The following is a 22,365-nucleotide window of genomic DNA, read 5'->3' as shown; positions in this document are numbered from 1 at the left end:
TCCCTTTTGCGCACAGTTTACAAATTATATTTGTGAATGCACCCTTTTTTTAGTAAGTAAGGCAAGAAACAGAGGATATTCAATGGAATTAATTTTTGTTGCAGGATCTTGGGGAAGCGGTACTACCGCTGTTGCCGGAGCATTAGATAAACTAGGTGTACCCACCTTTGGTCCACACTTCAAAACCCGCGATGAACGCACAAAAAATTCATACGAGCTTATCCCCTTTCGCGATATGGTGCTTCATTTTGTTGATGAAGCATCAATACAGCATAAAGGTAATTATACGTCTGGCTTTAAGCTTGAATTGGAAAATTTCAAAAATTCGCTCCTAAAGGCCAAATGGCCGGAGCTCCCCAATCCCGAGAGGAAAATTTTTGCACTAAAAATGCCGCTTGCGACTCTCTGCCTTCCGGAAATTTGCGAAATTTTTGATACAAAAATCATTTTGATCCACCGCCCTTTCGATGATATTGAAGAAAGCCGATTAAGAAGGGACTGGCACCCAAATTTTGGTGGTGCTGGGGCCTATAAAATCTATCAACATTTTCTGGCCAACACGATTACGCACAAACTTTCGTATTTAAGTATTAGCCATAACGACTTTGTTACGAACACACGTGATAGTATGGAAAAAATCATTGATTATTGTGACATTGGTGAGTTTAGTCATAATATCGACAAAGCGGATGAATTTGTCAGGAAACCTTAGCAGTACCATTACTGTTGTAACGTTTTAATCGCTTTATCTGCAAAACCCGCGCCGGCCTTTTGATAAAAATTGAAAACCACATCAATTCCACAATCAAGCAATTTTTGCTTATTATCTTCATATTTCGCAATGCCCGCCATTTTTCCTGAGTAATTGACATGTCTTAATTGCTTTACAATCTCAAGAATATCAAGATGATTTGGAATTGCGAACATGATCATTTCAACGCAGCTTAAATCAACATGCTCCCAAAAGGCAGGGTCCTCGGCATCCGCATTCACAACATTTCGCCCACTATCAATATGATCTGCTGCTCTTTTACGAATAACTTCAATGCCGCAGACATTTCCGTGTAACTTTTCTATTAATGTATCGTATGCACCCGTACCAACACGCCCCATACCAATAATTAATATTGAAGCGTTTTTCGGCACGTTAATCACATCTTCAGGCAGGCATTCATGTTTTTCAAAAGTAACTATTTTGCTACGCCATATTGCATAAAGCCTGTGGGCCGCCGAATTTAAAATACTTGAAAAGATAAAAGAGAACGTTACGACAAGCGCTAATATAACAAGCCACTCTTTAGCGAGCATTCCAAAACCAACGCTTGCGGAAACAACGATCAAGCCAAATTCACTATAATTTGCAAGGCTTAATGACGATAGAAATGCCGTCCGCCCTCTTAACTTTAATTGCGTCATGATAACAAAGAATAGACCAGCCTTAATTGGCAAGAACACACACATTATGAGTGCAGCAAAAATCATATCCAGCGTCGGAAGCGCCGTAAAACCTATCGACAAGAAAAAACCAATTAAGAAAATATCTTTAAAATTCATCAATGATTTTGCAAGTTCATTGGATTTCACATGTCCACTGATTAAAACTGCGATAACCAAGGCACCAAGCTGTTCTTTTAAGCCAACAAGTGCAAATAATTCACCGCCTGAATAGGCCAAAAAGAAACCGGCAAGAGGCAAAAGTTCCCCATGCCCGCATTTTTCAAGCAGTTTTATTATATATGGCCTTAATAAAGGAAGTCCGACTAACCCCAAAGCCCAAATTGATGGAATTTTTGCTGAAGCAAAGGTAACAAACAAAACAGCGGCAATATCCTGAATAATCAGAATACCGATAGTCACCTGACCATGCCTCGCCCTCAATTCTGATCGCTCTTCCAAAACTTTTACGGCACAAACTGTACTGCTAAAACTAACAGCGAGCCCAATAAGAAGAGCACCGTAAACATTTAAATCATCAAAAAAACTTAATCCCAAGTAAGCAAAAAAGAGGCTGTTTATCGTCGTTAAAAACACTACAATACCCATATGGGCAGTCGCTGAACCCCATATTTCCGTCTTAAGAAGACTTTTTATGTCGAGCTTAAGACCGATTGTGAATAACAGTAACGTAACCCCAAGATCAGACAAAGTTTCCAAAGATTCTTCAGGTTCAACGCCCAAAGCATGTAAACCGAACCCCGCAATCAAATACCCGACAAGTGGCGGTAGATTAATCTGCCTTGCGGCAAAGCCAAAAACAAATGCCACCAATACCCATATGTAATCCATCAATTCGTTTCCAATTGAATAAATTATTTCATTAATTTTCAAAAATTAGAATGCCAAGCAATGACAGTAACTGTAAAGAAGTTTCGCTAAAATTATTTTATGATTTTTCTTTCTCAATCACATATTTCATTTTACGGATTGCGGCTTGGGTAAGTTGCGATCTTGGTGCGTTCGCGGGACCAATGGTAGATACCTCACGTCCATCACGTGGATCAACACAGGTCACTTTTACTGTATTCCCCATCGCAATGAATTCAATGATAAAGCCCTCATTATTACTCATTGCGTATTCCTGTTTAAATCCTTATGCAGCGCTGGAGTATTTATCGATATCCAGTTTCTGCCAAACTTTTTTAAGTGATTGTACCAAATGATCCATCATTGCATCATCATGAAGAGGATTTGGCGCAAAACGAAGTCGTTCCGTACCACGCGGCACTGTCGGGAAATTAATCGGTTGTACATAGATACCATATTCCTCAAGCAACATATCAGATGCCTGCTTACAGATAATCGGATCACCAACCAAAAGAGGAACAATATGACTAAGTGAAGGCATTACTGGTAAATTCGCATCACGCATCATTTGCTTAAGTGTTGCTGCACGTTCCTGATGACGTTCACGTTCAGCCGTAGATTTTTTCAAATGACGTACACTTGCAAGTGCACCCGCAGTAATCGCCGGTGATAGTGATGTTGTAAAAATAAATCCTGGCGCAAAACTACGCACGCTATCAACAATATCGCGTGTCGCTGTAATATAACCACCCATAAGACCATATGCCTTACCAAGTGTTCCTTCGATTATATCAACACGGTCCATTAAGCCGCGCTCTTCTGCAACACCGCCACCGCGTGGGCCATACATACCAACAGCATGTACCTCATCCATATAAGTCATACAGTTATATTTATCAGCAAGATCACAGAATTCCTCGATCGGGGCAAAATCACCATCCATAGAATAAACAGATTCAAAAAGGATAATTTTCGGCGCTGCCGGATCGTCGGCTTTTATCAATTCTTCCAGATGTTCAACACAGTTATGTTTGAAAATACGTTTTTCGCATTTTCCATGAAGTACACCATTAATCATTGATGAATGATTTAGTTCATCAGAATAAATAATGCAGCCAGGAAGCATTCTTGCAATTGTGGAAATTGATGTTTCATTGGAAATATAACCTGATGTGAACAATAGGCCAGCTTCCTTACCGTGAAGGTCGGCCAGCTCATTTTCAAGCATCACATGATAATGATGGGTACCACTGATGTTACGTGTACCGCCAGAACCAGTACCAACCTTATCGATGGCATCTTTCATGGCTTTAATCACATCAGGATGTTGACCCATACCAAGATAATCATTACTGCACCAAACAGTAATATCTTTTTCACCCTTTTCTGAATGCCATGTTGCCTTCGGAAAATCACCGTTTTTACGTTCAATGTCCATAAAGACACGGTAACGGCCCTCGTCCTTGATGTTCGCTATTGCATCCGAAAATATACGGTCATAATCCATTATAAAAATTCCACACGATTCACTTCGCCCTTGTCCTACCTTAGTTTGGCATACAAAGGAAGCGAAATTTTACAATAAAACGGTATTTGAGCCAATAAATATGTAATTTGTGATCGCAAATAATTTAATTAATTGCTTTTATTCTGTTTATTCAGAGAATCGCAGCATATCCGTCCAGAAGCTTTCAAGCGAACGAAGTCTATCACGAAGTTCATTAACGCCTTGATCTGTAAATAACTTTTGATCTTTTACCATGTTTAGGTTTTCATCAAACAATTCACCCACAAGATTACATACTGATTTACCGCTATCGCTTAACCAAATTCTTAATGCACGTCTGTCATGCTCGGAACGTTCCTGCCTGATATAGCCCGCTTCAACTAGCTTTTTTAGGTTATAAGACACGTTTGACCCCAAATAATAACCACGGTTCCTTAAATCACCTGCTGTAATTTCATGGTCACCAATATTATAAAGCAATAGTGCCTGCACTGAATTAATATCACTTAAGCCTTTTGTATCAAGGCGATGCTTAACAATATCAAGCATTCTTCTGTGCAGTCTTTCGATAAGTCTCAAACATTCAAGAAAATTATGGCGTGTCCTTGATTCTTGTGTTTCATGGCCACCAATAAGGTTGCTACTATGATGAGTTAGTGACATTCTAGTATCCCGTATTTTAAAAAATATTTTGCTTTATTTGCATAGGTTATATAACAACATACCTAACAAGCTGTTAAAAATGTGTTTACAAACATTTAAATTGCTTAAAAAAAGCATTAGGAGCCAAAATCATGATAATCGGTTCATATCCAAACAGTCGCCCAAGAAGAAACAGACAATCCGCATGGACCAGAAATCTGGTACGTGAAAATTCACTTTCAGTAAATGACCTGATCTGGCCATTGTTTGTGCAGGAAGGCGAAAATCAGTCCTCCGACATTTCATCAATGCCAAATGTAAAAAGATGGACAATTGATCTTATTGTCGAACAAGCCGCCAAAGCAAAAGAGTTGGGCATTCCCGCTATTGCCATTTTCCCGCAAACCCCCGCGGATAAGAAAACGGAAGACGGTTACGAAGGCGTAAACCCGGACAATCTTGTTTGTCGAACTGTACGCGCTATCAAATCACAAGTGCCTGATATCGGTGTGATTTGCGATGTTGCCCTTGATCCCTATACCAGTCACGGTCAAGATGGCTTGATTAGGGACGGATATATCGACAATGACCTGACCATCGAAGCCCTTGTCAATCAATCACTTATGCAAGCGCAGGCAGGATGCGATATTCTGGCCCCATCTGATATGATGGACGGCAGGATTGTTTCCATTCGTGATATGCTTGAAACAAAAAAGATGCCAAATGTTGGCATTATGGCTTATTCTGCCAAATATGCTTCTGCCTTTTATGGCCCATTTCGCGATGCCGTTGGTTCAACAAACAATCTAAAAGGTGGTAAGGAAACATACCAGATGGACCCTGCCAATACGGATGAAGCCATGCGTGAAGTATCCATGGATATTGCAGAAGGCGCAGATAGCATTATCGTTAAACCGGGCATGCCGTATCTTGACATCATCGAAAGAGTAACAACCGAATTTAAATTTCCAACATATGCTTATCAGGTCAGTGGTGAATATGCCATGATCCATGCCGCAGCCGGAAATGGTTGGCTTGATCTTGAAAAAACCATGATGGAAAGCTTGCTGGCCTTTAAACGTGCCGGCGCCAGCGGCATCTGGACCTATTTTGCACCCGATGTTGCAAAAATTCTAAACAGATAAAAAAATGCCCGCATTAAGCGGGCATTTTCTTTTGTTCATTTAATTCAATTTATGCAAAGACATCATTTGGTATTTCTTGCAGAACTTCATCAAGCTCATAAAATGACGGTTGGAAATCATGCGGTACTGCACGGCGTGCGATTTCAGACGCAATCTGCGGTGCATTGCCTTGTAGATGAGCAATGATAAAATCTTTCATCACATCATACACATGACCTTCTTCGTCAATAATTTGCTGCAAACGTGACGCGAGCGGACTGGCCATTGTATAGGATACCAAGATACCAAGGAATGTACCAACAAGCGCACTACCGATCATGCCGCCAAGGACATCAACTGGTTCGTTAATTGCACCCATTGTTTTCACGATACCTAGCACCGCCGCCACAATCCCAAGGGCTGGGAATGCTTCACCAAGGATGGCGAGTGCATGTGCGCCTTCACTTTCTTCGTGATGATGTTTTTCCAGGTCCTTAAGCATTACATCTTCAAATTGATGTGGGTCATCAAAGTTCATTGTTGTCATGCGGAAATAATCGCAGATAAAATCCGTAATATGATGGTCATCTTTAACACGCCCAACATGATTGAAAATTTTACTTTCTTGAGGGTTTTCAATGTGTGCTTCCAGCGCAATAACGCCTTTGGTTTTAATCAATTTGGAAATCATAAACAAAAGACATAAAATATCTTTATAATCATCAGCGTTCCATTTTGGCCCTTTAAATGCTTTCCCGAGACCAGATCCAGCTTTTTTAAGAATTGAACCGCCATTTCCTGTCAGGAATGATCCTAAACCAGCTCCCCCAATCATCATGCCTTCAATCGGCAAGGCGTATAGAATGGGTTCCATAGCACCCCCAGCAAGGATGTATCCTCCAAAAACCATTCCTAAGGTAACCAATATACCTACGATAATTAACATTCCAAAACCCTTATATTTATTAAGTTAACCATACTTATAGTTCGATTTCCTTAAACAAGTTTTAATGCCATGAAAAAAAATAAAATTTTATCTAATTAATATTTTTTGGACATTTCTGCGATAAAGCAATATATCAAGACATTAAATAAAGCGCACTAACCCTAATTAGGTAATAAGAAAATGACTAATGAACTAAACGATTTAACACTTGAGGATGTAAAAAAGGCAGAACAAGGTTTTGCCGGCGCCATTAAACATACCCCAACCAGTCATGCGATTACATTATCTAAAATTACAGGGGCTGATGTATATATAAAGAATGAAAACAGGCAATTTACTGCATCATTTAAAGAGCGCGGTGCACTTAACAAATTGCTGAATTTATCTGACGAACAGAAAAAATCCGGCGTTATAGCCGCAAGTGCGGGCAATCATGCGCAAGGTGTTGCCTATCATGGTACGCGTCTTGGTATTCCAACAACAATTGCGATGCCACTTGGCACCCCTTTTGTAAAAATCAGCAACACTCAGGAACTTGGTGCAACTGTAGTTCAAGTCGGTGAAAGATTTGATGAAACTGCTGAAGAAGCTCTAAAAATTGCTGAAAAAGAAGGTTTTACCGTCGTTCATCCATTTGATGATTACCACGTAATGGCAGGACAAGGCACCATTGCACTGGAAATTCTTGAAGATGTTCCTGATCTCGAGGTACTTGTTGTGCCAGTTGGCGGCGGCGGCTTGATTGCAGGCATTGCCACTGCCGCTAAAGCGATTAATCCAAATATCAAGGTCATTGGTGTTCAGTCAGAAAGATTTCCGTCCCTTTACCGTGCAATGCATGATGAAGAATATAAACCACAAGGTTCAACCCTTGCCGAAGGGATCGCCGTTAAAAACATCGGTGTAAAAACATTAGAGGTTTGTAAAAAACAAGTTGATGACATCCTTTTGGTCAGTGAAGAAGAAATTGAAACAGCCCTTGGTATGTTACTCACTATAGAGAAAACTGTATCTGAGGGTGCCGGCGCATGCCCGCTTGCCGCCTTAATTCGTTATCCTGAAATCTTTAAAGGCAAAAAAGTCGGTTTGATTGTTACTGGCGGTAATATTGATACACGCTTACTAGCTTCTATCTTAATGCGCGGACTTGTGCGTGACGGCAGAATTACCAGATTACGAATTGAATTACCGGACGTTCCGGGTGCGTTATCAATAATTTCGTCAATCATCGGTGACAAGGGCGGCAACATTATTGATGTATCGCATCACCGTTTATTTACAGAATTACCAGCCAAGGAAACATATTCAAACATAACATTGGAAACCCGTGATTCAAATCATCTGCAGGATATTCTTGATGAACTTCGTCAGGAAGGTTTTGTTGTGTCTGTAAATCGCAATATTGATATGTAAATCAATTATTTGTCCTTTTGATAAGACTTAATTAACCATCATCGGTCATTATACGGTCAAATAATGATAAAAAGAACAGGTTATAAATGTCAGATGATCAGCAACAACGTCCGATAATTGTTAAACGGATCAAAAAGGTTGATGGCGGTGCCCATGGTGGCGCTTGGAAAGTTGCCTATGCTGACTTCGTAACGGCAATGATGGCTTTCTTCCTGCTTCTTTGGCTTTTGAATTCAACATCAAAAGAACAAAAAGAAGGGCTTTCTGACTATTTCTCACCAACCACAGCCGCGACACAGTCTGCCGCAGGTGGTGACGGTGTATTTGGCGGGATTTCCATTACGCAACAAGACGATGCAATCGGCGCTGTCACCGCAGCTATTCCTGAACAAACAGCCGTTATTGAAGAAGAGGTTGAAGTCCCTGTCGACGAAGAATCATTTGAAGAAATGATGGCAAACCGCGAACAGGAAGCGTTCGAAGATATGGCTGCTGAAATGAATTTAAGCATTCAACAAAGTGCTGAGCTTTCAGAGCTTCAAGATCAGGTCCTTATCGACGTTACCGAAGATGGCATGCGTATCCAGTTGGTTGACCAAGACAACAGATCCATGTTCAGAAATGATACGGCCGAACTATATTCATATGCAGAACGAATGCTTGCGCATATTTCAGGTAAGGTGAATGAACTACCGAACCGTATTTCCATCAGCGGACATACAGATTCGGTTGGTTATCGTGCTGGCGCAACTTACAGCAACTGGGAATTAAGTTCGGACCGCGCCCATACGGCACGCCGCGTTATGAATAGCTCGGGCGTTTCTGCTGACCGTTTTGCAGAAATTGTCGGTAAAGCGCATACTGAACCACTTCTCCCGGATAGACCGGAAAGACCTGAAAACCGCAGAATTACCATTCTGGTTATCCGTGAAGCACCGATTCTTCCAACTAATTTATGATATTAGTTTAAAATCAATCTTGTTTTTTAAAAAACTCTCCTGATACTATTGAAAAAAACAATAGGGACGGGCCATGGAAGTTTTGGAACCATCATTACAAATGTGGTTTACATTCGCAATAATCGCGGTTGGTATTTTCTTTTATATTCTTGATAAATTTCCCATGGAAATCACTTCCTTGGGCATCATTTCATCATTACTGGTGCTTTTCCATGCGATGCCGTTAACTGGTGCGGATGGCGAGCTTCTTTTAAATACGAAAATGCTGCTTTCCGGCTTTGCTGATCCCGCACTTATTACCATTCTGGCGCTGCTCGTCGTTGGCCATGGAATGGTTGAAACGGGGGCGCTTGATAGCCCGGTTAAAGTCTTAGTGCGCCTTGGAAATGATTATCCCATTACAATTCTTGTTTTATCACTCATTACAGTGATGGTGATCAGTGCCTTTTTAAATAACACGCCTGTTGTCGTAATTTTTATTCCGATCATGATTACGCTTGTTGAAAATCTTGGGAAGTCCCCTTCCCTTTATTTAATGCCATTAAGCTTTGTCGCGATCCTAGGCGGTATGACCACACTAATTGGATCCAGTACCAACCTGCTTGTTGCCGGTTCATACGAATCAATTGGCGGTGATGCGCTTGGCTTTTTCGATTTTGCCGTACCCGGTTTATTCCTTGCCACCATCGGCTTTCTATATGTTCTGTTTATCGCACCGCGCATATTACCAAGTGACAGATCATCCAGTAACACTGAAATGCAAATCACAGGTAAGCAATTCATTGTGCAAATTGACCTGACTGATGGAAATTCGCTGATCGGTAAAAAGGCGGTTGCAGGCATGTTCCCTACGCTGGCGGGTTTGACAGTTCAGATGATTAACCGTGGGACAGAATGTTTTTTACCGCCGTTTGATGACATTACCCTTGAAAAGGGAGATCAAATTGTTATTGCCACCACGAGAAAATCCCTTACAGAAAAAATCACCAAAGACCCAATGTTGCTGGCGGACGTTAAAAATCAGCCACTTGTTGATCTTGATGATGATGCTGATCAAAAAACAACATTATCACGTGGCCAAACATTGGTTGAAGTCATCGTCGCCCCTAAATCCAGGCTTGACGGCAGAACACTTGCGCAAGCAGGTTTTGTATTACAGGGCGGTTGTAAAATTCTTGGCGTTCAACGACGCAGTCGCATGAACAGAACGTCTTTAAATGATATCAGAATAGAAGCAAACGACACACTACTTGTACTGGGCAACCAGAACCAAATTCAATCCTTAAGGTTAAATAACGATGTTATGCTGCTTGAATGGTCGGTAAAAGAAATTCCAATCATGGCCGACATGTGGAAAGCATTAGGTATTTTCCTAGGGGTTGTTGTTCTTGCTTCCGGCGGTCTTATGCCCATTGCTATTGCCGCAACCCTTGGTGCTTTTGCAATGATTATCACAGGATGTCTGAACGTCCGAAAAGCGGCACACGCCATTGACCGTAATATATTCATGCTTATTGGTGCCGCACTTGCCATGGGAACATCGTTACAAATGACGGGGGGCGCATCATATCTTGCCATGGCGATGCTTGATCTGCTTGATGGGGCCAGCACTATGGTCGTGTTATCGGCATTTTTCCTGCTGATTGCTTTTCTTACCAATATTCTTAGTAACAATGCGACGGCCGTTCTTTTTACCCCCATTGCCGTGAATGTGGCACAGGAACTTGGTGTTGATCCGTTTATATTTATTACAGTCGTCATATTTGCGGCCAATTGTTCATTTGCCACACCAATGGGATATCAGACAAATTTACTTGTTCTTGCGCCCGGGAATTACAAATTTTCCGACTTTTTAAAGGTCGGCGTACCGCTTATTTTGTTGCTATGGATTTGTTACACATTCTTTGCCCCATGGTACTTTGGAATTTAACCGGATTTGGTAAAACACCCCTAAATATGCTATTCTGAATATCTAGCGATAGAGAGGAAATACGTTTAGAGCTCACAATGTATGTATAACAAGTGGGTAGCGTATGGGCGAAATTGAAACAAATATTCACATGTGGTTGGCCTTTGCCATCATTACATTTGGCATTATTTCTTATGTTATGGAAAAAGTGCCAATGGAACTTACGTCATTAGGCATAATTGCGTCCCTTCTTTTTCTATTTCAATTTTTCCCTTTATATTCTTCAAATGGCGACATTATTTTAGGCACCCGTGAACTGCTTGCGGGTTTCGCCGACCCGGCATTAATTACAATATTGTCCTTACTTGTTGTTGGGCAAGGTTTGGTAAAAACCGGTGCTTTCGACAGGCCAGTCAAAATCTTACTTATTTATGGCCGAAAAAGACCAAATTTGATTTTGTTTTTTACTCTGTTAATCGTGGTGGTGGTTAGTGCATTTTTAAATGACACACCTGTTGTTGTTATCTTTATCCCAATTATGATTTCACTGATAAATAGGCTTAAAAAATCACCATCGCTTTATCTTATCCCCTTAAGTTATGCGGCCATTCTTGGCGGCATGACGACATTAATTGGATCAAGTACAAATTTACTTGTTTCTAGTTCTTATGAGAACCTATCAGGAAGCCCCCTCGAATTCTTTGATTTTGTCATACCGGGTAGTTTTCTGGCGCTTATGGGTTTTATATATTTAACTATTTTTGCGCCTTTTCTATTACCAAAAAACAACGATAATTCTGATCAAGAAGCCAAACAAACAGGTAAACATTTTCTGATCCATTTAATTCTGACAGAAGGAAATTCATTAATCGGCAAAAAATCAAAAGCGGGTATGTTTCCAAATATTGACACTATGACCATTCAAATGGTGAAGAAAGACAGGCAAGAATTTTACCCCCCCTTTGATGATATTACGCTTAACAAGGGTGATCATGTCCTTATTGCAACGACAAGAAACGCGTTAAAACGGATGGTCGTAGAGGATAATATACTTTTTTCTGATGTAAATATGTTTGGTAACAATGCGGATTATTCAAATAACCTAATCCGTGGTCAACGTATCGCCGAGGTCATCATTCCCCCCTATTCAAAACTGGATGGTACCTATCTTGATCAAACCAGCAATTATTTCACAGGCGGCAGTAAAATCATAGGCATAGAACGCCGTAGCCGCATGAGTAGATCAGAAATCATGCGCATACGATTAAAAGCCGGTGACAAGTTATTAGTAACAGGTAGTTTTCTTGATATTCAGGCATTGAAACTAGATAAAAATCTAATTCCACTTGAATGGTCCCTTGAAGAAATTCCTTATAAAGCCGATAGATGGAAGGCATTATCCATATTTGCGGCATTCGTTTTATGTGCAACGACAGGAATTTTGCCCACGTCTACAGCTGCATTTATAGCCGCATTTTTAATGATCCTTTCCGATTGCATCACGATCAGAAACGCATCTAGCGCGATTGAACGAAAAATATTCTTACTAATTGGCGCTGCTCTTGCCATGGGCACTGCTCTACAGGCAACCGGCGGCGCCATGTACATTGCCATGAACTTAGTTCAGCTTATTGAAGGAAGCAGCCCTGCCGTAATATTGAGCGCATTTTATTTACTGATAGCCTTTATGACCAATATCTTAAGCAACAATGCAACTGCCATATTATTCACGCCCATCGCCGTTAGTGTCGCACACGAAGTCGGAATTGATCCTTATATATTTGTCACTACCGTCATTTTTGCCGCCAACAGTTCATTTGCAACGCCAATGGGATATCAAACCAACCTATTGGTACTTGCCCCCGGAAATTATAAATTCGCAGATTATATGAAGGTCGGTATCCCGCTAATCTTATTACTTTGGGTCAGTTATAGCTTTTTTGCACCTTGGTATTATGGTATTTAATTAAATATGACTGATCAATCGGCACATTTTCCAAAATTCTATGTTACGGCTCCTTCGCCGTGCCCTTACCTTGAGGGAAGAACAGAACGTAAGATTTTCACAGAACTGGTCGGGCCACCGCTGGCATATGACAAAGATGCGATTATGATGCATGCTGGCCCGGATGACACACGTGAAAGCGCGGAAGCGCTACATCAATCACTAGCACTCGTTGGGTTTCGCCGAAGTCAGGATATCGCCTATAGACCGGCTTGCCAGACATGTCATGAATGTAAATCTGTACGCATTCCAATTGTTCTTTTTAACCCCAGCAAAAGCCAAAAAAGAGTACAGAATAAAAATAAAGACCTAATCATTTCCATCAGACCAAATATCGCAACAGAAGAACAATATTCACTATTAAAAAAATATATCACCAGCAGGCATTCTGATGGTGGCATGTCAGAAATCAGTTTTGAAGAATATAAAGATATGGTGGAAAGCAGCCCCATCAGCACAATGATTGTGGAATACAGGCTTCCCGATGGACATTTGGTTGGGGCGGCCTTAACCGATGTGCTCGAAGATTCGCTTTCAATGGTTTACAGTTTCTTTGATATTTCTGAAGAATATAACAAACGCAGCCTTGGCGTGTGTATCGTCTTAAATCATATATATCTGGCTGAATCCCGTGGTTTGGATTACATCTATCTTGGCTATCTCGTTAAAAACAGTAAGAAAATGGGTTACAAAGAAAATTTCAAACCGCTCGAAATTTTAATTTCAGAAGGTTGGCAGCTCGTAAAATAAGCAAGAGCAACGCAAAGAGGCCATTAAATTTGACAATCGGCATCATAATAAGTAAACCGTACATTATAACTATTACAAAATATATTAATCTCAAACAAAATTAAGGCCTACTCATGGAACGTCGTTCATTTCTAAAAAAATCCGCTTCACTAGGGGCGGGCACCCTTGCCGCAGGCGCTGTTGCAGCCTGTAGTCCAAGCCCAGTTGATCCAAATTCTGGCACTTATAAAAACGCTGGTGCATCTTCAAGCACAGCAACAGGGGGCAATAGCAGACCATCAATCGACCTTAAAATGGTTACGACATGGCCGAAAAACTTCCCGGGTTTAGGTACTCGCGCGGAAGAATTCGCAAGAGATATTGAAATAGCGACAAATGGCCGCATTAGAATTCGTGTATATGCGGCGGATGAAATGGTTCCTGCCCTTCAAGCGTTTGATGCGGTATCACAAGGAAACGCCGACATTTACCATGGCCCAGATTATTACTGGCAAGGTAAGCATATTATGTTCAATTTCTTTGGCGCTGTACCATTTGGATTATCAGCAACTGAAATGACACAATGGCTTCAGTATGGTGGCGGACAAGAACTTTGGGATGAGCTAGCCGCTGGATTTAATGTTAAACCAATGCTTTGTAACGCCACAGGAATGCAGATGGGCGGATGGTTTAATAAAGAAATCAATTCCGTCGAAGATTTCCAAGGTCTTAAAATGCGTATTCCGGGCTTTGGTGGCGAGATTATCACCCGCATGGGCGGCACGCCAGTAACACTTCCAGGTGGTGAGATCTTCTTATCCCTATCACAAGGTAACATTGACGCGACAGAATGGATCGGCCCATGGAACGATCTGGCCCTTGGTTTCCATCAGGTTGCAGAATATTACTATACATCAGCATACCATGAACCAAGTGCGTCTGTTTGTGCGGGTTGGAACCTTGATGTATGGAATGAACTTGATGATTCAGAACGTAAAGTCATCGAAGCATTGGCAGAAATGCATTATGCCCGTTCACTCGCGGAATTTAATGCCCGTAACGCAAACGCGCTTCGCCAACTGGTGAATGATCATGGTGTACAACTAAGACAATTCCCGCAGGAAGTCATGAAAGCGCTTGCCGATGTAGCGGCCGATATCGCGGCCGACATGGGAAGAACTGATGACCTTTCCACACGCATCTATAACAGCTATATGGCAACCTTGTCCGAGGTTAAAGAATGGAATGGCGTTGCTGACGAGCCGTATTTTGCCGCCCGTCGTCTATCGGATAAATTTGGTCAGGCTCTGTAAAGAGCCTAATCACAAAATAATAAATAGGGATTAACCAACGGGAGCAAAAGCCAATGGAAGGAATTGCAAAATTCGCCCGCGCAATTGACGCCATGAATGAAATAATCGGCAAGATTACAGCATGGTCAGCACTTGGGCTAGTACTCGTACAGTTTGGGATCGTGATGATCAACTACCTTTATTCAGAAGGCAGTATCGCTGTACAGGAAAGTCTAACTTATATGCATTCTCTGTTATTTTTGGGGGCAGCAGGATACACATTACTACATAACGGTCACGTACGCGTTGATATCATTTACAGTAAACTGAATGAAAAAAAGAAAGCCTGGATTAATTTACTTGGCTCTCTCATCATTCTGTTTCCGGTTTTGATTTTCATCGGCGTTTATGCATGGCCATTTGTGTCACAATCATGGGGCATTATGGAAGGATCAATTGAAACCAGTGGGCTTCATATTGTTTATATCCTTAAATCCATGATCCTTCTTTTTGTAGCAAGCACCTTCTTACAAGGTGTTTCAATTTCGCTTCATTCATTATTGATTATCACGGGTCGTGAACACCTCGTCGAAGAACAACTGACGGAGGGCGTGTAATGATTTTAGATTTATCTCTTATTGGCCTACAGATCGATTTTGTACTTATTGGTATCTGGCTAAGTGAATTATTCGGTATGCCGCTTGATTTGCTTCTTTGTTCCGTCATGTTCCTTTTGGCATGTGGATCGTTACTTGTGGGTTATCCGGTTGCCTTTACCCTTCCGGGTATTTCAGTGATATTTGCCGGACTTGGTTATGCCTTTGGCATATTTGATATGTCCATCATTGGTGGGGTACCGCAACGGATTTACGGCACCATGACCAACGTGGTTATGATGGCCGTTCCCCTGTTCGTGTTTATGGGCGTGATGCTTGAAAGATCACAGATCGCAGAAGATTTGCTTGAAAGTATGGGCCAGCTTATGGGCCGCATTAAAGGTGGTCTTGGTATTTCCGTAACGATCGTGGGTGCGCTTCTTGCGGCGTCAACCGGCATCGTGGGTGCAACAGTGGTCATTATGGGCCTTATGGCGCTACCGACTATGCTCAACAAAGGATATAGTCCTGCTGTGGCAACAGGCGGCATCGCTGCCGCCGGTACGCTTGGACAGATTATTCCACCATCAATCGTGCTTGTACTGCTTGGTGACCAATTATCATCTGCATGGCAAGCATCCCAGCTTGCACAAGGTAACTTTGCACCGACGCCACTTTCAGTGGGTGACTTATTTGCCGGCGCCTTGATCCCTGGTCTTGGTCTTGTATTACTTTATATTCTTTATCAGGTGTTGGTCGCTGTATTCTTCCCGAAAGCGTGTCCACCAACAGTTGATAGCAATGAAAAAATTGATCTTAAGCCTGTTCTAGCAGCATTTCTTCCGCCAATTATTTTGGTGGTGGCTGTGCTTGGTTCGATCCTTGGCGGTATCGCCACACCGACTGAGGCAGCAGCCCTTGGTGCTGTTGGTGCGATCCTTATGGCCGGTTACAAGAATGACAAAGACAATCCAATGCCAGTTGTTGTGGCTGGTGGCGCGATTTTCCTTCTTCTATTGCTTGGTGGTTTATTCGACCTGCGTATGGGACGCGAAGAAATCCCTGTAATGGATTATATTGCCTTTGCTGTTTCCATCCCAACGCTACTTGCGATGGTTTGGGGATTATTCGTTAGCTTCATGCGTGTTTACCGTAACCGTGTCATTCACGAAGTGGTACAAATGACAGCAAAGACAAGTTCAATGATTTTCATCATCATGGTTGGTGCGGCGCTCTTTACGCTGATCTTCCTTGGGTTTAATGGCGATTATTATATCACTGAGTTTCTAACGAACCTGCCGGGCGGGCGTCTTGGTGCGTTTGTGCTGGTGATGCTTGTGATGTTTGCTCTTGGTTTCTTCCTTGATTTCATCCAGATCGTGTTTGTGGTGGTTCCAATTGTGGCACCTGTGCTGTTCCTGATGGATATTAATCCGATTTGGCTTGGTGTTATGATGGCAATGAACCTTCAGACATCATTCCTGACACCACCATTTGGTTATGCACTATTCTATCTTCGTGGCGTTGCACCAGAAGACAGAGTTAAGACAACCGATATTTATAAAGGTGTGATGCCGTTTATCCTGATACAGGTACTTGCGCTCGTGATCCTTTATAATTTCGAAGGATTAGTCACATGGTTACCGGAACTCATATTCGGAACCGGATTATAAAAGACATAAAGAAAAAGGAGGCGAAAGCCTCCTTTTTTGTATCTGAATATTTTATCCTCTGCCGCGGTACGTCGGCACCCCTTGATCAGGGATCCATACACCTTTCGGTGGCTCCCCCGTTTGGAAAAACACATCAATCGGAATACCACCACGCGGATACCAGTATCCACCAATGCGTAGCCATTTCGGTTGCATCTCTTTCACAAGGCGTTCACCAATGCCAACTGTGCAGTCCTCGTGAAAACCTGCATGATTTCTAAATGAATGCATATAAAGTTTCAGCGATTTACTTTCCACAAGACTGTCGCCTGGTACATAATCAATGACCATATGTGCAAAATCAGGCTGTCCAGTTACTGGACAAAGTGATGTAAATTCCGGACATGTAAAGCGTACAAAATAATCACTATTCGGCCTTGGATTTGGAACATATTCCAACACTGCTTCGTCTGGATTGGTTGGCATAACAGTATCGCCACCAAGCTGTGATAATCCGTCATATATTTCTTTTGTCATTGTTCACGCCTTTAATATTTTTTCTCACTCTATAATCTATAATAGTATTTTTGTCATCAACATATGCTTATCGTTGACCAAAGGGCACATTGTACCTATTTTAATGTGAATTTATTTAAAGGGAAAAAATATGTCATCAACACCATCACTTGTATCAACGAGTTGGCTAGAAGAAAACCTATGCAATGAAAATGTCAGAATATTGGATGCATCATGGCATCTTCCAAATTCTGATAGAAATGCGCTAGCAGAATTTAATGAAGCACATATTCCTGATGCATTATTTTTTGATATTGATGAAATTGCTGATCTTGATAATTCCCTGCCACATATGATGCCAAGCAATGAAAAAATGTCGAGCCGCATACGCACGTTAGGTATTAAAGAAACAGACCATATCATCGTATATGACAACAGCGATTTTAGTACCGCCGCCAGATGCTGGTTCATGTTTAAAAACTTTGGCCATGATAAAGTATCCATCCTTGATGGCGGATTACAAAAATGGCTTGCTGAAGAAAGACCAATGGATAAAGATATCGTCGCCTATGCCAGCAGCCATTATAACGCCACGAAAGACGAAAGCCGCATTCGCAATATTGATGATATTAAAGCCAATATTGATAGTGGTAATGAGCAAGTCGTCGACGCACGCGCTGCAGGTCGTTTTAACGGCACTGCACCGGAACCAAGGCCAGAATCCCGTTCCGGCCACATCCCGGGAAGCTTTAATGTCCCGTTTAATACTTTACTAAACGACAATGGTACTTATAAATCACCGGATGACTTAAAGAACGCTTTTGTAAATGCCGGTGTCGATCTTGAAAAACCAATTGTAACAAGTTGCGGCAGTGGCGTAACTGCTTGCGTTCTACTTTTCGCACTTCATCAAATTGGGCATACACAAAATGCACTATATGACGGATCATGGACAGAATGGGGCTGCCGTTTGGACACGCCGATAGAGACTTAATAATGAAAAAAGATACCAAAATTGTCCATGCCGGACGTGATAAAAAATGGACCGGACAGGCTGTAAACCCGCCTGTATATCATGCCTCAACCATTCTATTTGATACGGTAAAAGATTTAAAATTCGCTCTTAAAAACTTCAAAAACAAAATCATGTTTTACGGAAGACGCGGTACACCAACCCATTTTGCGTTTCGCGATGCCATGACGGAACTTGAAGGCGGGCATGACTGTCTTGTTTATCCAAGTGGGATTGCCGCGGTAAGTGCAGCATTACTTTCATTTTTACGCAGCGGTGATCATCTTTTGATGGTTGATACCTGTTACGGCCCGACACGCGCTTTCTGCAATAAAATGCTTAAAAAAATGGGTATTGAAACCACATATTATGATCCAATGATCGGCGATGGGATAAAGGATTTAATCAAGGATAATACCAAAGTTATCTTTACCGAAAGCCCCGGTTCAATCACCATGGAAATTCAAGATATCCCCGCGATTTCCAAAGTGGCCAAGAAAAATGACATCATCCTAATGATTGATAATACATACGGCAATCTGGTTAATTTTAATCCCTATGATCATGGTGTCGATCTTTCGATACAAGCCGCAACGAAATATATCGTCGGTCATTCGGACGCCATGCTTGGCACCATAACCTGCACTGAGAAACTATGGCCGCAATTACAAGACTATAGTTATTATATGGGCCAAACGGCAGCACCGGATGATATTAACCTTGCTATGCGCGGCATCCGTACAATAAAAACAAGGATCAAGCAGCACGAGAATAGTGCCCTAAAAGTTGCAAAGTGGTTAGAGACACGTGATGAAGTTGATCTTATCCTTCATCCGGCATTCAAAGATTGCCCCGGTCACGAGATTTGGAAGCGTGATTTTAACGGCTCAAACGGATTATTTTCTTTTACCCTTAAGCAAGGCAGCGAAAAGGAAATATCAACGTTTCTCGATACTCTTAATCTATTTAAAATGGGCTTCAGCTGGGGTGGCTTTGAAAGCCTTGCTATGAGCTTTTACGACCTAAAAGCAGAACGTGATCTTCCTTTATGGGATGATTACGGACCACTAATCAGGCTGCATATTGGTCTTGAAGATGCAGATGATTTGATCGCTGATCTGGAAAAAGCTTTTGACGCTATTAAATAGCAGCTCTTTTAAACCTGCCAAGTAAGAACAGAACGGTCGCCGATAATACAATTGCCGGCCCTGTTGGTACGTCCCATTGACTTGATGCCATAATGCCTGACACCACAGCTACAACACCGCCAATGGCAGAAAATAAAATCATCTGTAACGGTGTTTTCGAAATGGTTCTGGCCGCAGCAGCCGGAATAATCATCAATGCAGTGATTAATAGAACACCAATGACTTTAAGCGCAACAGCAACAAGGAAAGCAATCAATAACATATAGGTGATCTTAATACGTTCAACCTTAACCCCTTCGGTATGGGCAAGGTCCTCATGAACCGTAAGCGACAACAAATCACGCCAAATAAACTTTAAACAAATGGCTGAAAACACCCCTACACCGGCAATGGTATAGATATTTTCTTCACTAATCGCCAGAATATCCCCGACCAGATAATACATCATATCCGTTCTGAAATTATCCATCATTGAAATTAGTATAATACCAATGGAAAGCGCACTATGCGCCAAAATCCCAAGAAGTGTATCCGAGGAAAAACGACGGTCTCGTTGCAAAAATTGCAAAAATAAAGCAATCGCTGAACAGGTACCAATCATCACAATTGGATTTTCCGTATCAAAAGCAATACCAAGCGCAACACCCATCAAGGCGGAATGAGAGACAGTATCCCCAAAATACGCCATTTTACGCCACACCATGAAACACCCAAGTGGTGCAGCAGTAACGGCGACAAGAACACCAGCAATCAAAGCATTTAAAATAAATTCATCAATCATGATTACATCCTTCTCCATGTTCATGATTGTGTGCATGACCATGATGTCTTTCATCATGCCCTTCATTATGATGATGGGTATAAATTGCGACCCCTTCCATGGGGCGGCCCATCATGGCGTGATATTCAGGATTATCTTTCACGAATTCCGGCGACCCACTACAACAAATATGACGATTAAGACATAGAACCTGATCCGTAGATGCCATCACCAAATGAAGATCATGCGAAATCATAAGAACGCCGCACCCGGTTTCATCACGAATTTGTGCAATCAATCCGTAAATTTCCTGCTGCCCCATGATATCAATTCCCTGCACGGGTTCATCAAGCACCAACAGGTCTGGTTTTCCAAGGATCGCACGCGCAAGTAAAATACGCTGCATTTCCCCACCGGAAACGCTTTGAACCGGTTGATCTGCGAGCCTTGAAAGTCTAACTGTTTCAAGGGCTTCCATTACTTCATCATAAGTCGTTTTCGGGCGTAAATATAAAAAGTCGCGAACGCTTAATGGCAGCGTATCATCCACCATGATTTTTTGTGGCATATAACCAATGGAAATTCCGTTTTCGCGATCAATTTCGCCAGAACTGGCATCAAGAATACCAAGGGAAATCTTCATTAGCGTACTTTTACCCGCACCATTTGGTCCGATTAAAGTTACAGTTTCCCCACGATTAACTGAAAACGATACATTCTCGAGCACCAAATTTTTATGATAACTTTTGCAAATGTTCGATAATTTCAAAAGCGGGCTTTTATTGCCACTCATATCATTTAATTCCTGCAGTTTTCACAAACGCCCGCAATTTCAAGAATAGAATTATCGTAACTATATCCATTTTCCTGCGCCGCTTTTTCGATGACATCATGTAATGCTCTTTCATTCATTTCGGTCACAGTACTGCATTTTGTACAAATCATGAAGTGGCCCTGATGTTTATGTTCAGGATCACTACAGCCAACATAGGCATTAAGCGATTCGATCCTATGGACAAAACCTTCTTCGATTAGGAAATCAAGTGCGCGATAAACGGTCGGTGGTGCAACGCGCTTTTGCCCCTCACTTAACATATCCAATACTTCATATGCTGTAATTGGTTCATGTTTACTCCAAACCAGCTCTAACACACGGCGGCGTAGCGGTGTAAATCTTGTTTCGCGTTCTTCACAAATTTTTTGTGCGGCTTCAAGCGCTGTCGCGATACAATGATTATGATCATGTTTATGTTTTAACACTTGTCTCTCTCTTCTTGTTATTACTATTCCATAGAGAAGTAATTTATGATATTGCACTGTACGTTATAAAATATCAAGCCATCAAGGAAATATTATGGCAATACCAACAGATAACAATCAATTAGAGCGATTGTTAAAAGAAATTCAATTCAATGATCAAGGATTAATTCCTGCGATTGCCCAAAGTCATGATTCGAAAGAAGTATTAATGATGGCTTGGATGAATGAAGATGCCATTAAAGAAACCCTTGAAACAGGTCGCGTCTGTTATTATTCCAGATCACGCAGTAAATTATGGCGAAAGGGCGAAAGTTCCGGTCAAATCCAGACATTAAAAAATTTCCGAATTGATTGCGATCGCGATACCATTTTACTTTTTGTTGAACAAATCGGTGTTGCCTGCCACACAGGTCGTCGTAGCTGTTTTTTCGAAGAAGTATCAAATGATGGCCAGATAAAAATCGTTGCTGACGTACTTAAAAGCCCAGACGATCTCTACGGAAAATAACCCTTAAATCCCCCTTTCCTAAAAAAATTTATTTTTCTATTGATATTAATAATTAATATCATTATGGATTCTTATTAATAATG

22 protein-coding genes are annotated in these 22,365 nt (G+C 41.6%); 13 read left to right on the top strand and 9 right to left on the bottom strand.

All coding sequences use genetic code 11. The features are described from left to right. The first annotated feature begins 82 nt into the window (after positions 1–82). The gene (locus KW060_RS03975) at positions 83–712 is read left to right on the top strand and encodes a sulfotransferase (RefSeq protein WP_249035078.1); all 630 of its coding nucleotides are present in this window, start codon (positions 83–85) and stop codon (positions 710–712) included. Between the two features lie 8 nt (positions 713–720). Here KW060_RS03975 and KW060_RS03970 read toward each other — a convergent pair whose 3' ends face one another. From KW060_RS03970 to KW060_RS03955, 4 genes are all read right to left on the bottom strand, one after another. Continuing rightward, complete coding sequence (locus tag KW060_RS03970) at positions 721–2,286, bottom strand: cation:proton antiporter family protein (protein WP_249035077.1); 1,566 nt, start codon at positions 2,284–2,286, stop codon at positions 721–723. A 97-nt stretch (positions 2,287–2,383) separates the two neighbouring features. Continuing rightward, the gene (locus KW060_RS03965) at positions 2,384–2,569 is read right to left on the bottom strand and encodes a DUF6898 family protein (RefSeq protein WP_249035076.1); all 186 of its coding nucleotides are present in this window, start codon (positions 2,567–2,569) and stop codon (positions 2,384–2,386) included. A 21-nt stretch (positions 2,570–2,590) separates the two neighbouring features. Further along, positions 2,591–3,811 carry a 5-aminolevulinate synthase gene (hemA, locus tag KW060_RS03960; protein ID WP_249035075.1) on the bottom strand — a complete coding sequence of 407 codons (1,221 nt, stop codon included), beginning with the start codon at positions 3,809–3,811 and terminating at the stop codon, positions 2,591–2,593. 147 nt (positions 3,812–3,958) lie between these two features. Continuing rightward, complete coding sequence (locus KW060_RS03955) at positions 3,959–4,474, bottom strand: MarR family winged helix-turn-helix transcriptional regulator (RefSeq protein WP_249035074.1); 516 nt, start codon at positions 4,472–4,474, stop codon at positions 3,959–3,961. A 131-nt stretch (positions 4,475–4,605) separates the two neighbouring features. On the opposite strand from KW060_RS03955, the gene hemB reads away from it, so the two are divergent. After that, entirely contained in the window at positions 4,606–5,598 is a 993-nt protein-coding gene (gene hemB / locus KW060_RS03950) for a porphobilinogen synthase (protein WP_249035073.1), read from the top strand. A gap of 49 nt (positions 5,599–5,647) precedes the next feature. Here the strand turns inward: hemB and motA are convergent, their stop codons facing one another. Next, a complete protein-coding gene (gene motA, locus KW060_RS03945; RefSeq protein WP_249035072.1) occupies positions 5,648–6,523 on the bottom strand; it encodes a flagellar motor stator protein MotA in 876 nt (291 codons plus the stop codon). Positions 6,524–6,703: 180 nt separating this feature from the next. Between motA and KW060_RS03940 the strand changes: the two genes are divergently transcribed. From KW060_RS03940 to KW060_RS03905, 8 genes are all read left to right on the top strand, one after another. Next, positions 6,704–7,936 (top strand): threonine ammonia-lyase, encoded by a 1,233-nt coding sequence (locus tag KW060_RS03940; RefSeq protein WP_249035071.1) that lies wholly within the window; start codon positions 6,704–6,706, stop codon positions 7,934–7,936. An 86-nt stretch (positions 7,937–8,022) separates the two neighbouring features. Further along, entirely contained in the window at positions 8,023–8,895 is an 873-nt protein-coding gene (locus tag KW060_RS03935) for a flagellar motor protein MotB (RefSeq protein WP_249035070.1), read from the top strand. A 73-nt stretch (positions 8,896–8,968) separates the two neighbouring features. Beyond that, the gene (locus tag KW060_RS03930; protein WP_249035069.1) at positions 8,969–10,825 is read left to right on the top strand and encodes an SLC13 family permease; all 1,857 of its coding nucleotides are present in this window, start codon (positions 8,969–8,971) and stop codon (positions 10,823–10,825) included. 103 nt (positions 10,826–10,928) lie between these two features. Then, complete coding sequence (locus KW060_RS03925) at positions 10,929–12,770, top strand: SLC13 family permease (RefSeq protein WP_249035068.1); 1,842 nt, start codon at positions 10,929–10,931, stop codon at positions 12,768–12,770. 6 nt (positions 12,771–12,776) lie between these two features. Beyond that, entirely contained in the window at positions 12,777–13,559 is a 783-nt protein-coding gene (locus KW060_RS03920; RefSeq protein ID WP_249035067.1) for an arginyltransferase, read from the top strand. A 113-nt stretch (positions 13,560–13,672) separates the two neighbouring features. Next, positions 13,673–14,851 (top strand): TRAP transporter substrate-binding protein, encoded by a 1,179-nt coding sequence (locus tag KW060_RS03915; RefSeq protein ID WP_249035066.1) that lies wholly within the window; start codon positions 13,673–13,675, stop codon positions 14,849–14,851. A gap of 53 nt (positions 14,852–14,904) precedes the next feature. Continuing rightward, positions 14,905–15,447 (top strand): TRAP transporter small permease subunit, encoded by a 543-nt coding sequence (locus tag KW060_RS03910; protein WP_249035065.1) that lies wholly within the window; start codon positions 14,905–14,907, stop codon positions 15,445–15,447. A gap of 77 nt (positions 15,448–15,524) precedes the next feature. After that, complete coding sequence (locus KW060_RS03905; protein WP_420833173.1) at positions 15,525–17,099, top strand: TRAP transporter large permease; 1,575 nt, start codon at positions 15,525–15,527, stop codon at positions 17,097–17,099. Between the two features lie 51 nt (positions 17,100–17,150). On the opposite strand, the gene queF is transcribed toward KW060_RS03905, so the two are convergent. After that, the gene (queF, locus tag KW060_RS03900; RefSeq protein ID WP_249035063.1) at positions 17,151–17,615 is read right to left on the bottom strand and encodes a preQ(1) synthase; all 465 of its coding nucleotides are present in this window, start codon (positions 17,613–17,615) and stop codon (positions 17,151–17,153) included. A 130-nt stretch (positions 17,616–17,745) separates the two neighbouring features. Here queF and sseA point away from each other — a divergent pair, with 130 nt between their 5' ends. Continuing rightward, entirely contained in the window at positions 17,746–18,588 is an 843-nt protein-coding gene (gene sseA, locus KW060_RS03895) for a 3-mercaptopyruvate sulfurtransferase (protein WP_249035062.1), read from the top strand. 2 nt (positions 18,589–18,590) lie between these two features. Beyond that, positions 18,591–19,754 carry a cystathionine beta-lyase gene (gene metC / locus KW060_RS03890; RefSeq protein ID WP_249035061.1) on the top strand — a complete coding sequence of 388 codons (1,164 nt, stop codon included), beginning with the start codon at positions 18,591–18,593 and terminating at the stop codon, positions 19,752–19,754. Here metC and KW060_RS03885 read toward each other — a convergent pair. From KW060_RS03885 to KW060_RS03875, 3 genes are read right to left on the bottom strand one after another with little or no spacing between them, the layout of a single operon-like run. After that, positions 19,747–20,535, bottom strand: a complete 789-nt coding sequence (locus tag KW060_RS03885) for an iron chelate uptake ABC transporter family permease subunit (RefSeq protein ID WP_249035060.1) — start codon at positions 20,533–20,535, stop codon at positions 19,747–19,749. The two genes, metC and KW060_RS03885, sit on opposite strands and share 8 nt — an antisense overlap. Then, on the bottom strand, positions 20,528–21,307 hold the full coding sequence (znuC, locus tag KW060_RS03880; protein ID WP_249035059.1) for a zinc ABC transporter ATP-binding protein ZnuC: 780 nt from the start codon (positions 21,305–21,307) through the stop codon (positions 20,528–20,530). Before znuC ends, KW060_RS03885 begins: the two co-directional genes overlap by 8 nt. A 5-nt stretch (positions 21,308–21,312) precedes the next feature. Continuing rightward, on the bottom strand, positions 21,313–21,774 hold the full coding sequence (locus KW060_RS03875; protein ID WP_249035058.1) for a transcriptional repressor: 462 nt from the start codon (positions 21,772–21,774) through the stop codon (positions 21,313–21,315). Between the two features lie 94 nt (positions 21,775–21,868). Between KW060_RS03875 and hisI the strand changes: the two genes are divergently transcribed. Further along, a complete protein-coding gene (gene hisI, locus KW060_RS03870; protein ID WP_249035057.1) occupies positions 21,869–22,282 on the top strand; it encodes a phosphoribosyl-AMP cyclohydrolase in 414 nt (137 codons plus the stop codon). Positions 22,283–22,365 lie beyond the last annotated feature (83 nt).

The organism is Pseudemcibacter aquimaris, from assembly GCF_028869115.1.
GTDB lineage: Bacteria > Pseudomonadota > Alphaproteobacteria > Sphingomonadales > Emcibacteraceae > Pseudemcibacter > Pseudemcibacter aquimaris.
Note: the sequence above shows the minus strand (reverse complement) of the source record. Positions and strands in the feature narration are given on the sequence as shown.

Bases quoted from the DNA above. Each gene is read 5' to 3' on its own strand.
- hemB (WP_249035073.1), top strand. From the start codon at position 4,606: ATGATAATCGGTTCATATCCAAACAGTCGCCCAAGAAGAAACAGACAA.
- KW060_RS03940 (WP_249035071.1), top strand. From the start codon at position 6,704: ATGACTAATGAACTAAACGATTTAACACTTGAGGATGTAAAAAAGGCA.
- motA (WP_249035072.1), bottom strand. From the start codon at position 6,523: ATGTTAATTATCGTAGGTATATTGGTTACCTTAGGAATGGTTTTTGGA.
- queF (WP_249035063.1), bottom strand. From the start codon at position 17,615: ATGACAAAAGAAATATATGACGGATTATCACAGCTTGGTGGCGATACT.
- KW060_RS03920 (WP_249035067.1), top strand. From the start codon at position 12,777: ATGACTGATCAATCGGCACATTTTCCAAAATTCTATGTTACGGCTCCT.
- KW060_RS03910 (WP_249035065.1), top strand. From the start codon at position 14,905: ATGGAAGGAATTGCAAAATTCGCCCGCGCAATTGACGCCATGAATGAA.
- sseA (WP_249035062.1), top strand. From the start codon at position 17,746: ATGTCATCAACACCATCACTTGTATCAACGAGTTGGCTAGAAGAAAAC.
- KW060_RS03930 (WP_249035069.1), top strand. From the start codon at position 8,969: ATGGAAGTTTTGGAACCATCATTACAAATGTGGTTTACATTCGCAATA.
- KW060_RS03970 (WP_249035077.1), bottom strand. From the start codon at position 2,286: ATGGATTACATATGGGTATTGGTGGCATTTGTTTTTGGCTTTGCCGCA.
- KW060_RS03975 (WP_249035078.1), top strand. From the start codon at position 83: ATGGAATTAATTTTTGTTGCAGGATCTTGGGGAAGCGGTACTACCGCT.
- metC (WP_249035061.1), top strand. From the start codon at position 18,591: ATGAAAAAAGATACCAAAATTGTCCATGCCGGACGTGATAAAAAATGG.
- hisI (WP_249035057.1), top strand. From the start codon at position 21,869: ATGGCAATACCAACAGATAACAATCAATTAGAGCGATTGTTAAAAGAA.
- KW060_RS03885 (WP_249035060.1), bottom strand. From the start codon at position 20,535: ATGATTGATGAATTTATTTTAAATGCTTTGATTGCTGGTGTTCTTGTC.
- znuC (WP_249035059.1), bottom strand. From the start codon at position 21,307: ATGAGTGGCAATAAAAGCCCGCTTTTGAAATTATCGAACATTTGCAAA.
- KW060_RS03915 (WP_249035066.1), top strand. From the start codon at position 13,673: ATGGAACGTCGTTCATTTCTAAAAAAATCCGCTTCACTAGGGGCGGGC.
- KW060_RS03905 (WP_420833173.1), top strand. From the start codon at position 15,525: ATGCCGCTTGATTTGCTTCTTTGTTCCGTCATGTTCCTTTTGGCATGT.
- KW060_RS03935 (WP_249035070.1), top strand. From the start codon at position 8,023: ATGTCAGATGATCAGCAACAACGTCCGATAATTGTTAAACGGATCAAA.
- hemA (WP_249035075.1), bottom strand. From the start codon at position 3,811: ATGGATTATGACCGTATATTTTCGGATGCAATAGCGAACATCAAGGAC.
- KW060_RS03955 (WP_249035074.1), bottom strand. From the start codon at position 4,474: ATGTCACTAACTCATCATAGTAGCAACCTTATTGGTGGCCATGAAACA.
- KW060_RS03965 (WP_249035076.1), bottom strand. From the start codon at position 2,569: ATGAGTAATAATGAGGGCTTTATCATTGAATTCATTGCGATGGGGAAT.
- KW060_RS03925 (WP_249035068.1), top strand. From the start codon at position 10,929: ATGGGCGAAATTGAAACAAATATTCACATGTGGTTGGCCTTTGCCATC.